12 protein-coding genes are annotated in these 15254 nt (G+C 66.8%); 2 read left to right on the forward strand and 10 right to left on the reverse strand.

The window, feature by feature from the left end:
- Nucleotides 1-5: 5 nt before the first annotated feature.
- The 10 genes from G5C50_RS09885 to G5C50_RS09930 all read right to left on the reverse strand — a co-directional run bounded on the left by G5C50_RS09885 (nucleotide 6) and on the right by G5C50_RS09930 (nucleotide 13706).
- Complete coding sequence (locus tag G5C50_RS09885) at nucleotides 6-1580, reverse strand: hypothetical protein (protein ID WP_165068415.1); 1575 nt, start codon at nucleotides 1578-1580, stop codon at nucleotides 6-8.
- Nucleotides 1549-1869 carry a hypothetical protein gene (locus G5C50_RS09890; RefSeq protein WP_165068417.1) on the reverse strand — a complete coding sequence of 107 codons (321 nt, stop codon included), beginning with the start codon at nucleotides 1867-1869 and terminating at the stop codon, nucleotides 1549-1551. The genes G5C50_RS09885 and G5C50_RS09890 overlap by 32 nt, the downstream gene beginning before the upstream one ends.
- A 33-nt stretch (nucleotides 1870-1902) precedes the next feature.
- On the reverse strand, nucleotides 1903-2184 hold the full coding sequence (locus tag G5C50_RS09895) for a hypothetical protein (protein ID WP_165068419.1): 282 nt from the start codon (nucleotides 2182-2184) through the stop codon (nucleotides 1903-1905).
- Complete coding sequence (locus G5C50_RS33020) at nucleotides 2174-2533, reverse strand: hypothetical protein (protein WP_165068421.1); 360 nt, start codon at nucleotides 2531-2533, stop codon at nucleotides 2174-2176. Before G5C50_RS33020 ends, G5C50_RS09895 begins: the two co-directional genes overlap by 11 nt.
- Nucleotides 2534-2591: 58 nt before the next feature.
- On the reverse strand, nucleotides 2592-2813 hold the full coding sequence (locus tag G5C50_RS09905; protein WP_165068423.1) for a hypothetical protein: 222 nt from the start codon (nucleotides 2811-2813) through the stop codon (nucleotides 2592-2594).
- Between the two features lie 481 nt (nucleotides 2814-3294).
- Nucleotides 3295-4188 carry a cysteine peptidase family C39 domain-containing protein gene (locus G5C50_RS09910; RefSeq protein ID WP_165068425.1) on the reverse strand — a complete coding sequence of 298 codons (894 nt, stop codon included), beginning with the start codon at nucleotides 4186-4188 and terminating at the stop codon, nucleotides 3295-3297.
- A gap of 49 nt (nucleotides 4189-4237) precedes the next feature.
- Nucleotides 4238-4684, reverse strand: coding sequence for a hypothetical protein (locus G5C50_RS09915; RefSeq protein WP_165068428.1), 447 nt, complete (start codon nucleotides 4682-4684; stop codon nucleotides 4238-4240).
- A gap of 151 nt (nucleotides 4685-4835) precedes the next feature.
- Nucleotides 4836-5438: a sigma-70 family RNA polymerase sigma factor gene (locus G5C50_RS09920; protein ID WP_165068431.1), complete on the reverse strand. Its 603-nt coding sequence runs from the start codon at nucleotides 5436-5438 to the stop codon at nucleotides 4836-4838.
- A gap of 345 nt (nucleotides 5439-5783) precedes the next feature.
- A complete protein-coding gene (uvrA, locus tag G5C50_RS09925; protein WP_165068434.1) occupies nucleotides 5784-12320 on the reverse strand; it encodes an excinuclease ABC subunit UvrA in 6537 nt (2178 codons plus the stop codon).
- Nucleotides 12321-12944: 624 nt separating this feature from the next.
- On the reverse strand, nucleotides 12945-13706 hold the full coding sequence (locus G5C50_RS09930; protein WP_165068437.1) for a hypothetical protein: 762 nt from the start codon (nucleotides 13704-13706) through the stop codon (nucleotides 12945-12947).
- Nucleotides 13707-14235: 529 nt separating this feature from the next.
- Here G5C50_RS09930 and G5C50_RS09935 point away from each other — a divergent pair.
- Nucleotides 14236-14568: a PadR family transcriptional regulator gene (locus G5C50_RS09935; RefSeq protein WP_165068439.1), complete on the forward strand. Its 333-nt coding sequence runs from the start codon at nucleotides 14236-14238 to the stop codon at nucleotides 14566-14568.
- Nucleotides 14565-15194, forward strand: coding sequence for a hypothetical protein (locus G5C50_RS09940; RefSeq protein ID WP_165068441.1), 630 nt, complete (start codon nucleotides 14565-14567; stop codon nucleotides 15192-15194). The genes G5C50_RS09935 and G5C50_RS09940 overlap by 4 nt, the downstream gene beginning before the upstream one ends.
- Nucleotides 15195-15254: the final 60 nt, after the last annotated feature.

A 15254-nucleotide genomic window follows, 5' to 3' on the forward strand; every position in this document is an offset into this window, starting at 1 on the left:
TTCCGTCAGAACACCCGGTTCGCATGGGCCCGCCGCATCGGCATCGACTCCCTCCCCCCGTCCGGCAGGGCTGTGGCCAGACCGCCTCGAAGGGCGTCGACCAGATCTTCCCACGGGTGTTGCGGGTCGGCCGGGTAGTCCATCCACTGGCCTGCCCGCCTCGCCCGGGCGTAGTTTTGCATGGCCGCGATCAACCGCGTGCAGCGCGGGTGGATCAACAGCCGGGCCGATCCGTCGGCCGATCGCACCAGGCCCTCCACCAGGTTCAGCCCCTCCTGAACGCAGCCGGCGTACTTCGGCCAGGCCTGAATCCCCGACGACCCCACCAGCCCGCAGCGCTCGTATTCCGAGATCACCGTCGGCCCGACTGGGTTCCTCGCCCCGCCGGCCGAGTCCGTCGACACGAACCGCGGGGCCGACCCGCAATGGCGGTCGAGCAGCTCCCGGAGGTCCATCGCACAGGCCTCGGCCGTGCGACCTTCCGACAGGTAGTCGGCCAGGATGTGCACGCGAGTCGGTTCAGGCGGATCGGCCCACTGCCAGCCCCGAACGATCTGAAAGACCACCGCGCCGGTGAAGACGCCCGAGTCGACCGCGACGTACACCGGCAGGCTGGGGTCGAATTCGGCCGTCTCGGAGACGTTCGCCTCGTCGAACTCCTTGAACCAGAGCCCGTCGATTTTGGGGCCCCGACAGAGGTAGTCGCTGGCGAAGGTCCGCGGCGAGACGCCCCGCACCTTCTGGATCAGAGCGTCGATCCCGTAATGCCCGCTGCTCCGCTTGGCCTTGGGACGGCCCCAGGGGTCCTGGTCGCGGTCCTCATGACACCACGGCATCAGCGGGCAACTGGGGCACTTCTCCAGCTTCTTGCCGCTCCGCGAGGTCGGGCAACGTTCAAGGACTTCAAAGATGCAGTACGTGTGGATGGGGAAGGCGCCCTCGTGGGCCTGCTCGACGAGCGATGCCATCGGGCCCGACGGCCGATGCCACGTCGACGTCATCAGGACGCTCGCCTTGACGCCTCGCAGATCCATCGCCATGCCCAGGGCCGACTCCCGGATGTCCGGGTCGATCTCGTCGACCTCGTCCAGCTTCAGCGACGCGACGTGCGGGCCGCGAACGCTGGTGGGGCTGGCCGCGAGGATCGACACCCCGGAGCCGTTGACGTAGGTCGCCTCCGTCTTGAGCAGGCTGCGGACCGCGTCGCGATCGCTCCCCAGCGGCCCGCCGGCGTCGTGGACGACCGTCCGAAGCGCTCGGTAGATCTGTTCCGACTGGGCCCGCGAGCCCCCCAGGATGTTCGTGTCGTGCCGGACGTTGAACCGGCTCGCCAGGTGGGTGTCGAGCGCGGAGAGGAAGGACTTGCCGCTCCCTCGGGGACCGTGCCAGAGGGCCAGCGGCGGCCGCTTGAGAACCTGCTCCGCGAACATCGTGAACGGCGCTGAATGCCCCCGGCAGACGGGACGTTGGGGGATGCTCAGCCCGGTGAAGGCGTGGACCCAGTCGCTCAGCTCGGCGTTCGTCCTGGGCCGGCGATCGCGCACGGCTTTAATCAGATGATCGAGCTTTGACCGGTCCACGGGCGGCCTCCAGGATCCTGCGGGCGGTCTCGTCGTCGATGGCCAGGATCGGCGTAACGACGCTCTCCGGTGCACTCCCGACGCGTCGGCTCAGGGCATCCAGCGACTTCAGGTCCCCGCCGACGGCCGCCTTGATGAGGGCGTCAGCCAGGGCCTCCGCCCAGGTCCGCGTGCCGTCGGTGCTGAACATCGTCAACCGCTGGCGGATCACGTCGTCCAGCCCCAGCGGCGGTTCGTCCTCGATCGGATCGGGCCGCCGCGATTCGACCTTGTTCGTGGTTCGACCCATCGTCGATCTCCTCCTATCTCCTTTGCGAACCTCTCAGCGATTCGCCGAGAGGCCGTCCAGCATCCGCTCGAATCTGTCGATCAAGTCCGCCTGGCGGCGGTCCATCGCCTCCCGACGACGCTCGCTCTCCGCGTGGTCGCAGGGGGGCGGCGGAGTTTGCAAGACGGCCGGCCGCGGCGTCTGGCGACGAGCCGCCGAGGCCAGCGCCAGCAGGCCCGCCGCTGTCAGGCAAAGCGTCGCGATGAGGCCCGGCAGCCGGCTCTTGCGACCCTCGAGCCAGACCCGAAATGCGCTGAGGATATGGTTACTCGTCATTGCGATGGTCCGGGATAGGGCCGACGTCGGGCGCTGGTGGGAGCCCGGCGTCGGCCTGGTGCGCGGCCCGGATCCAGGCGAGCACGGCGGCCAGAGCTGCGTCGGCCTGGTCGTTCTTCGCTCGGATCTTCAGCCTCGCCAATTCGTGCTCGCGCTGCTTCTGGCGGTCTTGCCAGAAGTCCTTCGTGAAGGCTGACACCGCGGCGATCAACCCGGCGCCCCCCAGCAAGAACGAGCCCGCGCCCACCGCCGGATCCGACGACACCGCCTGCGCCACCAGGGCGCCCGTCGTCGCCGCCAGCCCGCCGGTGTAGGCGAGGCTCTGGTATAGGTCCGGGTAGTAACTCATGGTTCGACCGATCCTGATACGAGTCGACGACGATTACCGACGCAGCCCGTCCCGCGCCTCAGGCGCTGGGGGCCTTGGCCGCGTTCACGGCCGCCGCATGCACGCCGGCCGCGCTGGCGCCGGTAAAGACGATGGTGAGGGCCTGAAGGATTGTCTCGATCCCGCCGTCGTAGTTCTTCGCCAGGATCATCCCGACCCCGGAGCTGACCGCCGCGATCAACGCCGCGTAGGTCTTGTAGTTCTTCAACACGTAAAGCGCAATCTGCAGCGCGGTGCCCATGGACAGGGGTCCTTTCGTTTGACGAGGCGTGTAGTTCAATCACAAAAGCGTGACGCGATGGGAGTGAGACAGGTCCCCTCTCCCCCCGGGAGAGGGACGTCAAATCATCGGGCGAATCAGAACCATAACGGCCTTCCCCCCTCGCGGGGGAAGGTGGCCCGAAGGGCCGGATGAGGGGGGATCGGCCTTGCGTTCGAGGCAAACCGGAGGACATTCGTCCGACGCCGGTCGTCCCCCTCATCTGATCGCTCCGCGATCTGTCTTCCCCCGCGAGGGGGGAAGACCGTCTCGGTCGGTCTCCGCCGCCTAATAACCCGACACCACCCCCCAGTAAAACTCCGACCCCACCAGCAGCAGGGCCGTGGCGACCAGGGCGGCCAGCAGGATTCGGTCCTCTCGGCTGATCTCCGGCGGAGGCTTGGGGACTACGCGAGACGGGTGAGGAGGGTCGCGACGGATGGACCGTCGGCGGTCGTCGCGGTCAGGCGGCCTGATGGTAGCTCCAGTGCTCCGGGAGCGCTCGAGCCGCGAATTCGGGCGCTTTGGCCAACGCCCAGGAATCTCCTTGCGCCAGCATTCCTTCAATCGTCGCCCGATCGGCCCAGAAGCTGAACGAGGGCTGGTCCAGGGCCAACGGCCCGGCCGGCTGGTCGGGTCCCCAGCTTTGCAAGATGCACGCGCCGGGGCGGTCGAACCGCACCCCGCCGATCACCATGCAGTGCCCCCACACGCCCCGAGCCGAGCAGAATCCCGCCGCGTCGCGGGTCATCGTGAACCCCTGCCCCGAGCTGACCGTCACCGGGTAGCCGTTCTTGAGCGCGGCTACCAGCTCAGCCCACGTCGTCACCTGGGCGGTCGAGCCCAGCTTGAATTCGGCGGCCTTCTGCTTCAGGTCGGCCGGCGCACCGTAGCGGCCCCAGCTTTTGGCCCGGGTGCCGCTGTAGGCTCCGTCCGGCACCATCTCGCGGCTCACGACGCCGATCTTCGTCATCGCCTCAACGGCCGCCGATCCGTACGATCCATCGCCTCGACCCAGAATGCCGGCCACCTCGCGAGACGTCCCGTAGATGAACTCCGTGCTCGTCTCGCGGAAGTCCATGGGCGCCCCCAGCGCGATCTCGATGCACTGGAGCATGTCCAGCCCGTGACCGTGGCCGAAGCTCACGCAATCGCCGATCTGCTGCGCGGGGTACGACGGATACGCCCCCAGCACGTCCTTGAGCGCCTTGTAGACCAAAATCGGCTTGCCGTCGGCCTCGTCGCCGATCAGGTCCGGAGCCGTCTGCGCCAGCGTCGGCCTTTTGGCCGCGAAACCCCGCTGGACGTCGTCGACGCCCAGCCAACCGCCAATGTAAGGATAAGTCGAATCGCTCATCGGTCGCCTCGGATGATGGTGTGCGGAAGCCGCCCAGGAAGTTGGGTTTTCACTTCGATCCCGAGAGCCCCGCCGCGAAGGCTCGCCAAAGCGCCGCCAGCGCGGCCCGATCCGCCGCCGAGACCTCCGCATCGGCCTTCCCTTCCGGGACGACCGCCGCGAAGGCCGGCGCCACCGCCTTGTCGAACAGCGCGACCCGCCCGGCCGTCCAGGCCTCGGTCACCACCCCCAGCGCGTCGACTGGGCCCTTTCCTGCCTCGAGGGCCTCGGCCCCCTTGATCCACGCGGCCGCATAAGCGGTCGCCAGCGTCTTGGGATAAGTCCGCCCCGTCGCCCTGATGCTGACGACCGCCGCCGGCTCCGCCGGTTTGGACCGATACTCCGATAGCCCGAACCCCACGGAGATCAACGCCGCGGCGGCGGCCAACTTCGGCCCCCAACTCCGCGCGGCCCCACCGACGACGCCCAGCGTGGAGAGAATTTGCGTGAACGTCATGACGAGGAACTCCTGTTGCGAATACGGGATGACACGGCGGACGGACATCCTCCTCATGGGCTGGGGCGAGACCCAGCCCAGAGGAACCGTCGCTAGCATCATGCTGGGGCTCGGCCCAGCCATTCTTGAATGCGATATCCCGAATCAGGGATTATCGCGGCGTGTGCGGGGTTGCGTTGGAGGGACCGTCGTCTCGAATGCGGCGGTCCGCGAACTTCCGGGCCCGGCGTTGGCGGCGGGTTTCGACCGCGGGACCGGCGTCCGTCGTCTGCGTGACGATCGGGTCGGCGGGTCGGCTGGGCTCGGGTTGAGGGTCGGTCTCGGGGTCGCGTTTCATGGAGGCGTGGCTGTCCATCCCCGACGCCGAGCAGACCATGCAGCAGAGGAGCGAGCCTGTTTCGAGCGGCCCGCGATGCGGGCATTCCGAGGTCGGCGTGAGCGGGCCGATCGGGAAGAGCGGGACCAGTTCCAGCCACCAGGGCGTCCGCGGCGCAGCGGTCCTGGAAGGCGAGCCTTCCTCACTCGCCTCGGATTCCCGTGGCTGCAAAGTTGTTAGGGCGGCGACATCCTGTTCGCGGGATGCGTCCAGCTCGCGGGCACGGGCCAGAGCCCGCCGCACGAGTTGAACGCTCACGCCGGCAGCCTCGGCGATCGCCGAGGTCGACTTCCCCTCCTGGTGAAGCCGAAGCCACTCCTGGTCGCGAAACTCACGGGCCTCGCCGGTCGCCCGCCGTCGCTTCATCGTCTTGCCCATCGGACGTCTCCCCCTCGGCCCGCCCGGCCCTCGGTCGACGTCTATCTCCATTAGGGCCTACGATTTCGATTGCGGTTTTGCAACTCCCTCCGCAAAATTCGCAAATTTTCTCAACTTCAATCAGGGCAAGGAGTAATGATTTCAAAAAATGAGCCGACAGGGAAACTTGATCGGCCTGCGGTGAGTTTATGGGGCACAATCCAGGTGTGTCGCGAGGACCCAGGACGGCCTGGGCCTGCCGCCGACGACGAGAGCGCAACAGCAGATAATGCAGGCCCGCCCGGCCCTCGCTCGATGTCGTCGGAACGTGAGATGAGATTGAGCTTTAGAGACGCCCGAGGTGGGTCAGAGTTCCGCCGCCGTCCTGAGCCGGGAACGCCCAGCCCGACGGCTCAGCGACTCCACGGCCTTCACAAGGAAGGCGTCGAACGCGGGCGTCTGGAAGTCGTCCAGCGCGTGCCCGGTGATGATGATCTCCTGGCCGCCGGCGTCGTTGCCGACCTTCAGCCGGGGAGCGTCTGAGAGCACCGGGGTCGGTCCGTCGTGGAACGGGATGAGCTTCAGGGACGCGGCCAACGTCTTTTCCTGAAAGGTGTTGCGCGGGAGGCGGAACCGCATCGTCAACACCCATTCGCCGGCCGTATTCGCCTGGAAGAAGGTCCTGGCCGACTCATCCTCCGGCCCCTTGAAGGGGATCTTCACCATCGACCGTTCGTTCCACTGGGTCGACATAAAGCCTTCGCCGGCCAGCTCTTCAATCCGGTCAACGACCTTCGCGAGGATCTGCCCGTCCCACCGAACGGGCTTGCCGTTGCGGGAAGTCCGCTCCTCGACGTGCCACTTCCGGCCGTCGCGTTCCCAGGGGGCGAGAGCCGTCTCAGGCGCGATCGAGACCGCCTCGGCGGCGACTTTCCCCCTCTTTTTCGAGCCCGTTTTCTTGGGCTCGGTCTGGGCTTTAAGCCCTTCGGCTTCAGCCTTTGCGGCGAGCCGGGCGGCCTTGGCCTCGGCGGCCGCCTTCTTGGCGGCCTCCTTGGGGTCGAACCGCTCACGCTCGGCGAACGGGCCGGCCTTCAGCAACGGGCCGAGGAACTTCCAGGTGTACCCCTTCCCGCACGCGGCGATGACCTCCGGCGGGCCCTCCGCGACGATCTCGCCGCCCCCCCGGCCGGCCTCGGGCCCGAGGTCGATGACCCAGTCGGAAGTCTTGATGACGTCAAGGTTATGCTCGATCACGACGACCGTGTTGCCCAGGTCCGCCAGGCGGTGAATCACGTCCAGCAGCTTGCGGACGTCGTCCACGTGCAGACCCGTCGTCGGCTCATCGAGGACGTAGAGGGTCCGACCAGTGTCAGGCCGGGACAACTCGGAGGCCAACTTCACGCGCTGGGCTTCGCCCCCGGAGAGGGTCGGGGCGGACTGACCGAGGGGCAGGTAGCCGAGCCCAACATCGTGCAGCGTCTGGAGGATGCGGCGAATTCGAGGCACCTTCTCGAAGAGGGAGAGCGCCTCGTCGACGGACATGTCGAGTACGTCTGAAATGGCTTTGCCGCGGAAGGTTACGGCGAGAACCTCGGCCGTGAACCGCCTCCCCTTGCAGGAGTCGCACGGCACCCAGACATCGGGCAAGAAGTGCATCTCAATGCGCTTTTGCCCGGCGCCTTCGCAGGCCTCGCAGCGACCGCCGGGCATGTTGAAGCTGAACCGGCGGGCGGTGTAGCCCCGGACCTTGGCCTCGGGGAGCTTGGCGTAGAGTTCGCGGATCAGGTCGAAGGCACCCGAATATGTTGCGGCCGTTGAGTTTGGGGTTCCGCCGAGGGGCGACTGATCGACGCGGATCACCTTGTCGACCTGGCCCAGTCCGGCTACCTCTTCGACGGCCCCGGGGCACACCTGGGCCCGGTGGAGCGTCTTGGCGGCGGTCTTCCAGAGGACGTCCTCAACGAGCGTGCTCTTGCCCGATCCCGAGACGCCGGTGACGACCGTCACAACTCCAAGCGGGATACGGACATCCAGATCCTTCAGGTTGTTGTGGCGGGCTCCCTTGATCTCGATCGCCTCGACCCCGGAATCGGGTCCGGCCGGCCGACGGTTGGTCGTCACGGGGATCGCCTTCGATCCGCTCAAGTACTCACCCGTCAACGACTTGGGATCTTTGGCGACCTTGTTGGGCGGGCCTGCCGCGGTCACCTCGCCGCCGAACCGACCCGAGCCGGGGCCGAAGTCGACCAGGGCGTCGGCGGCCTCGATCACCTCGCGGTCGTGTTCGACCATGACCACGGTATTGCCGAGGTCCCGCAGTCGCTTTAAAGCCCCTAGCAGCCTGCCGTTATCGCGAGGGTGCAGGCCGATCGTCGGCTCGTCCAGGACGTACAGGACGCCCGTCAGGCCGCTGCCGATCTGGCTGGCCAGCCGGATGCGCTGGGATTCGCCGCCGGATAAAGTAGGCGTGCTTCGGGCCAGCGAGAGATAGTCCAGGCCGACCTCGTTGAGGAATGACAGCCGCTCGCGGACTTCGCGGATCAGGTCTCCGGCTATATGTTTATGTTGATCGGTCAGGTTCAGGCCATCGAAGAAGGCGAGCGCCTGGCCCAGCGGCAGGCGGCTTATTTGATCCAGGGTGAGGCCCTCGAAGCGGACGGCCGCGGCGTCGTCGCGGAGGCGGGCGCCCATGCACGAGGCGCACGGGACGTCGTCGACGAGGCCCTGGAGCCGCCAGCGGTACTGGAAGGAGACCCTCCCTGCTTCCTCGATGGCTGGGAAGAGCCCCTTGTACTGGAACTTGAAGCCGGGCAAGTCTTTAGCGTCGGGGATCTCGTACCAGACGTCGGGTCGGCCGTGGAGGATCGTTCGGCGGTGTCGGCCTTCCAGGTCGTCGAAGGGAGTGTCCAGGTCGATTCCCTCGGCGGCGGCGAGAGTCTCGATCATTCGCCCGAAAGTCCGGTTCTCATGGAACTTGGGCCAAACCATCACGGCCCCGTCGCGGAGCGACCGCGAGGGATCGGGGATGAGGACGGCGGGATTCGCCCCCTGCTGGACGCCGAGCCCCTCGCAGACGGGGCACCAGCCCAGCGGATTGTTAAAGGAGAAGTGGTGCGGGGAGAGTTCCTCGAAGCTCCGGCCGCAGCCGTCGCAGGCGCGGTGCTGGCTGTAACGATCGACGGGCCATTTGGTTTCGTCGACGTCGTCGGCCACCCGGGCGACCAGGACGACCCCCTTGCCCAGGTCGAGCGCGGCCTCCACCGCATCGGCCAGCCGCGAGCGCGTGGCCCGGCGGACGACGGCCCGGTCGACGACCACCTCCACCTGGTGCTTGCGGCGTCGGCTTAATTTAGGAGGCGAGTCGAGATCGATGGTCTGGCCGTCGACCCGGGCGCGGGCGAACCCCGAACCTTTGAGAACAGCCCAGAGGTCGTCGTAACTCTCATTGTCACGCCGATCTACGGGGGCCATGACGTGGATCCGCGAGCCCTCGGGGAGCTGCAAAATCTTCTCGATGATCTCGTCGGCAGTCTGCGAGCCGATCTCCAGGCCGCAGGTCGGGCAGTAGGGCTTTCCTAATCTGGCGACGAGGATACGGAGATAGTCGTGGATCTCGGTGACGGTGCCGACGGTCGAGCGGGGGCTCTTGCTGGTGGTCTTCTGTTCGATGCTGACGGCCGGCGAGAGGCCGGTGATCTTCTCCACGCGGGGCTTGGGGAGCGGGGCGAGAAACTGGCGGGCGTAGCTGGAAAGGCTTTCGACGTAACGCCTTTGGCCTTCGGCGTAGAGGGTGTCGATGGCCATGGAGCTTTTGCCGGAGCCGCTGGGGCCGCTGCAGACGGTCATCTTGTTGCGGGGGATGTCCAGGTCCACCCCCTTGAGGTTGTGCTGGCGGGCGCCCCGGACGGAGATCTGGTCGAAGCCCGACTCGGCTGTCTTCGCCCCCCTGCCCTTGCCTTTCTTGACCGTCGCCGCATGTCCCACGCGGCGTTTGGGATCGGGATTGAGGACCCGCGCCAGGGCGGCTCCCGTATGGCTTTCCTTGACCTTCGCCACGACCTCGGGAGGGCCCTGGGCGATGACCCGGCCGCCGCCGGCGCCCCCTTCGGGGCCCATGTCGATGAGCCAGTCGGCCGTCTTGACGACGTCCAGGTTGTGCTCGACGACCACCACCGTATTGCCCCGCGTGGTGAAGCCGTGGAGCACGTTGAGGAGCTTGCGCACGTCCTCGAAGTGGAGCCCCGTCGTCGGCTCGTCGAGGATGTAAAGCGTTTTTCCGGTGCCCTTTCGGACAAGCTCGCGGGCCAGCTTGATGCGCTGGGCTTCGCCCCCGGAGAGGGTCGGCGAGGGCTGGCCGAGCTTGAGGTAATCCAGCCCGACGTCGTGCAGGGTCTGGAGCATCCCGGCGATCTTGGGGACGTTGGCGAAGTGCTCGAGCGCCTCCTGCACGTCCATGTCCAGCACGTCGCTGATGGACTTCCCTTTGTAGCGGACGTGCAGGGTTTCCCTTGTAAACCGACGGCCCTCGCAGACCGGACAAACCACCCAGACGTCCGCGAGGAAATCCATCTCAAGCTTATTTGAGCCGTTCCCCTCGCAGGCCTCGCAGCGCCCGCCGGCGACGTTGAAGCTGAACCGGCCGGGCTGGTAACCGCGGGCCCGGGAGTCCGGCAGCTTGGTGTAGAGGTCGCGGATCAGGTCCCACAACTTGATATAGGTTGCGGGGTTGGAGCGAGGCGTCCGGCCGATGGGGGACTGATCGATGTCGATGACCTTGTCGAGCTGATCGATCCCGTCGATCCCGTCGTGCTCGCCGGGGGTCGATTGAGCCCCATTCAGTTGGCGGGACAAAGCATCCCGCAAAATGTCCGAAACTAATGAACTTTTGCCAGAACCGGACACGCCCGTTACGCAAATGAACACGCCCAGGGGGAAGGAAACGTCAATTCCCTTGAGGTTGTTCTGCCGGGCGCCTCGAATCACCAACTCTCGACCGTCCGGGAGGCGTCGCTGGGGGGGAATTTCGATCTTCGAGCGGCCGGCGAGGTAGGCCCCGGTCAGGCTTTCGCGGGCCTTCTCGATGGTCTTCAAGTCCCCCTGGGCGACGACCTCGCCCCCCTTCACGCCGGGGCCGGGGCCGAAGTCGACGAGCCAGTCGGCGGCGCGCATGGTGTCCTCGTCGTGCTCGACGACGATGACGGTGTTGCCGACGTCCCGCAATCGCTGTAAAGCCCCAATCAACCTGTCGTTATCGCGAGCATGCAGGCCGATGGAGGGCTCGTCCAGGATGTACAGGACCCCCACCAGGCCGGCGCCAACCTGGCTGGCCAGCCGGATGCGCTGGGCTTCACCGCCGGAGAGGGTGGGGGCTGCGCGGTCGAGGGTCAAGTAGTGGAGGCCGACGTCGTTGAGGAAGCCCAGCCGGCCGCGGATCTCCTTGAGCAACTCCTCGGCGATGGTGGCCGAGACGGGGTCCAGGGGCGTCGCCGCAAGGTCGGTTTCCACGGCCAGTTGCGACGAGGGGTCGGCGAGTCCGTCGAAGAAGGTCTTGGCCTGGCCGATGGGCCTGGCGGAAAGCTCGACGATGGTCTTGCCGCCGACGCGGACGGCCCGGGCGCGGGGGTTGAGGCGGGCGCCTTGGCATTCGGGGCAGACCATCGTCCGCATGTAAGGTTCGAGCTGGAGCCGGGTTGGGCCGCCGCCGGAGGTCTTGTAGCGGTCGAGGAGGTCGTTGGCGACGCCCGTCCATTTCTCGGGGTGGGCCCAGACCTTCCCCTTGGTCTTCCAGTGGCAGACGACGACGCGGTCGCCGGTGCCGTAAAGCCAGATCCGCTTGTGCTTTTCGTCGAGCTTACTCCAGGGGCCCTTGAGCATGGCGCCGGCGGGGGGGCCGTCGGGGTCGGACTCAATATTGCGGGCCACAGCCTCGAAGATGTGCTTGCGCCATTTGCCGATCCCCTTCACCGCGCCGAGTGGTGCGATGGCCCCGTCCCAGACGGAGAGCGATGTATCGGGGACGAGGAGGTCGGGGTCGAAGTCGTGGCGGACGCCCAGGCCGTCGCAGGCGGGGCACATCCCCTGGGGGTTGTTGAAGCTGAAGAGCTGGGGGCTGGGCGGGTCGAAGCCGATGCCGCAGTAAGTGCAGGCGTAGTGGGCGGATAGGACGAGGTCCGGCTGGCCCTCAACGGCGATGACGAGGGTCCCTTCACCCAGTTTGAGGGCCTGTTCCACGGCCTCGGCCAGCCGGCCGCGGGCGTTCTCAGCGGTCGTGGCCTTGAGGCGGTCGACGACGACCTCGATGTCGTGCTTGATCTGCCGGTCGAGGCGGAGGTCGTCGGAGAGGCTGTGGATCTGGCCGTCCACCCGGGCGCGGACGTAGCCGGCCTTGGCCAGGTCGACGAACAGGTCCTTGTACTCCCCCTTCTGGCCGCGAATGACGGGAGCCAATACGCTGAAAGGAGTTCCGGCGGGGAGGTCCAGGATCCGGGCGACGATCTGCTCGCGGGTCTGGGCGGCGACGGGGCGGTCGCAGTTGGGGCAATGGCCGATCCCCACGCGGGCGAAGAGGACGCGGAGGTAGTCGTTGATCTCCGTGATCGTCCCCACGGTGGAGCGTGGGTTGCGCCCGCCGGTCTTCTGCTGGATCGAGATGGAGGGAGACAACCCCTCGATCCGGTCCACGTCGGGTTTGGGCATCTGGCCCAAAAATTGGCGGGCGTAGCTGGAAAGGCTCTCGACGTATCGTCTTTGGCCTTCAGCATATAAGGTGTCAAACGCGAGCGAGCTTTTGCCCGACCCGGACACCCCCGTCAAGCAGATCAGCCGCCCTCGCGGCAAGGTCAGCGACACGTCGCGGAGGTTGTGCTCCCGCGCTCCACGGACCACCACGTCGGATGCCGCCATCCCTGGAACGCCCTCCCTCACTCCTGGGCGCAGCGAGGGGGACAGTCCCCATTTCGCTCCGCGGACTCCGCCAAATGGGGACAGTCCCCGGCTCTGTACCCTGCGACCTGAACGGATCTCAAGGAGGGTTACTATACAACCGTCTTCCTGAACTTGTCCAGTGAGTGGTGTCGATTTTGGGGGATTCGCGGGGTGTGAGGATAGGGCCGTCGGAGGGACTGGCGATCCCCGATTCGTAGGGGCACCCCTCGTGGGTGCCCTGATCGCCGTGGACGTCCGATGGCGATCGGGCACCCAGGAGGGGTGCCCCTACCCCGATGGGTGCAGCCTCAAGGTGAAACACACTCTATAGAGAGAGTGATTACTCCGTGAGCGGCCACGATGGCCACGATGGGGCCTGGAGGTTGTGGCCGGCGCAAGGTGTGATGGATGAAGGAGATAGTTAAGGTTTTTTGTTTCTGGCCACGATCTGGGGGATGTTGAGAGAGCGTAGGAAGAAGAGAGAAGGCTCGCCGATCGACGAGCCTTCAGGGATGGAATGTGGCGGTGGTCGTGGCCGGCGGGGACGTCCCGGATGCGGGATGAGTCCTGACTGGGGTTTCGGTCGGGAAGACCCGTCGAGGCTTAGTAGTATTCGCCGATCTCGTAGAACCGCCGGCCGAGGGTCTTCTCGACCAGGATCAGGAACGCGTCGATGGCCCTGATTGGAGCGTCGATACCTCGGGCGAAATCCTTGCTGCAGTCGACCACCACGGCGAACAGATAGGTGGCTCCCCCGGCCCGCTCGCCGGCATCGCCTGCGTGTCCGACTCGGATCCGGGCAATGAGTCGCTGCGGCAGGAACGGTTCGCCGCACGCGGGGCACTCCCGGTGGATGCGCTGGCTGTAGTAGACGGGGCGAATCGCCCGGTCGCCGTCTCGCTCCCAGTATTCAAGGACCTGGCCGCAACTGCATTTCACCTCGCCGAAGGGATCGATGCACTCCGCGGTTTGGTAGACGAAGTCCCTCGCCATGTGGAGTTCGATGTCGTAGTAGGCGTCCTCACCTTCTTCGGGGAAGGGGTCGAGCGGATACTTTAGACCCGCCTCGTTGATGCTGTCCACCTCCCAACGGATTATGAAATCCCGGCCGACCAGGTCGGCGAAGTTCCCCGCTGAGCAGGGGCAGGGGAATGGGGCGTATTCCTGGTCCCCGATCTGGACGTAGCAGTCCGCATCCGGAGGTAGGATCGAGATCGCCGCCGCCATGATGTCGAAATCGCCCGAGCCCCCCCGGGCGACGAAGCCGGCTTCGAGCAGCGCGTTCACGAGGCGGGCCAACTCCTCGGGGCCGGGCCTGTATGTGTTGTCCTCGGCGATCAGGAAATGCCGGTATTCGACGCCCATCGGATGGCCCCCACCGCCCTGCTCTGATGTTGGACCGACCTCATCGCCGAGGTCGGGCGGTTGGGGAGTCTAAACGAATCCCCCAAGAGGGACCAGGGCGTCGACCGATCGCGGGGATCGATTCGTAGGGGCTCCCAACAACGGTGGGGGGGGGCCATCCCAGAGCAAATCCGCTCAGGGCCAGACCCAGCCCGATGGGAGGCGTCTCGACCCTTGATGTGAGGTTGACTCATACGCATCGAATTGCCGGGTGCCATGGCCACGCTTGTGTGGCCATGCGATCGGCGACGGTCGCGGAGTCGTCCCACACCGGTTCATGGCCACGCAAGCGTGGCCATGGCACCCAGGCGACTGGCTCTCGGTGCACCGCCGATTCCCCCCTCATCCGGCCCTTCGGGCCACCTTCCCCCGCGAGGGGGGAAGGCCGTTGGGGTTTCGGATTCGGATCAGCCGACGTCTTGACATCTCCGTACGGGTCGGTACTGTGTGATGCGAGGTAGCGAGGCCGAGGCGGGGGGGGCGGAATGCGATGGGGCCCTGGGAGACGCAGTTGCGCAAGGGGTTGGTGGAGCTGGCGGTGATGGCGACGATCGCCGGGGAGGAGGCGTACGGGTATGCGATCGTGGAACGGTTGCACGGGTTGAAGGGGTTGGAGTTCACGGAGAGCACGGTGTACCCGGTGCTGGCTCGGCTGGCGCGAGAGGGGTTTCTGGCGATCCGCGCGGAGCGGTCGCCGGCGGGGCCGACGCGGCGGTATTACCGGCTGACCGATCAGGGGAAGCGACGGTTAGAGGAGATGGAGCGAAGCTGGAGGACGGTGGCCGGGAGCCTCTCGGCCTTACTCGAAGGAGTGCGGAAATGAGCATTGCGGAGACGGTTATGACGGCGAATGGTGCTCGGACGTTGATCGACGCGCGGCTGGATGCGATCGACCGGGCCCTGCTCGGCCGCGTCTCCCGCGCCGAGCGGCTGGACGTCGTCGGCGAGGTGGAGTCGCGGATCGGCGAGCTGCTCCACGCCCGCTGCGGCTCGTCGGAGCCCTCCCGCGAGGATGTGCTGGCCGTGCTGGCGCAGCTCGACCCGCCCGAAGCTTATCTCGGCGACGATGAGGAAGGCTTTGAGCGGCCGAGGGGGGTCGTCGGCGGCCGGCCGGGGGGCCTGGGCGTCGGCCTCAGCCGTGAGGGAAGTTCCCCGGGGCATGGCCGCGAGTGGTACGGCTGGGTGAGCGGGATCACCGGTGGGATTTCGCTGCTGCTGGCGTTCATGATGCCGGTGGTCTACCTCCTCGCCGTGGCCGCGGAATCAGAGCTGGTCCTCTTCGGCGGCTGGGCGATGGTCGGATTGATGTGGTTGGCGGCGGCCACGACGACCGTCGTCCTGGCGGCCGTGAGCCGGATGACCGGAGGCTGGTCGGTCGTCGGCCTGACCCTGGCGATCGTGTCCGGCATCCCCGTGCTGTCGACCCCGTTCCTTCTGTTCATGGGCTAAGCCACGCCACCCGAGCGGGCGGACGCTCCCGGCGCGTTCAGGCCGGTAGGGGGCGCCGCC

This window comes from Paludisphaera rhizosphaerae (genome assembly GCF_011065895.1).
Taxonomy (GTDB): Bacteria; Planctomycetota; Planctomycetia; order Isosphaerales; family Isosphaeraceae; genus Paludisphaera; species Paludisphaera rhizosphaerae.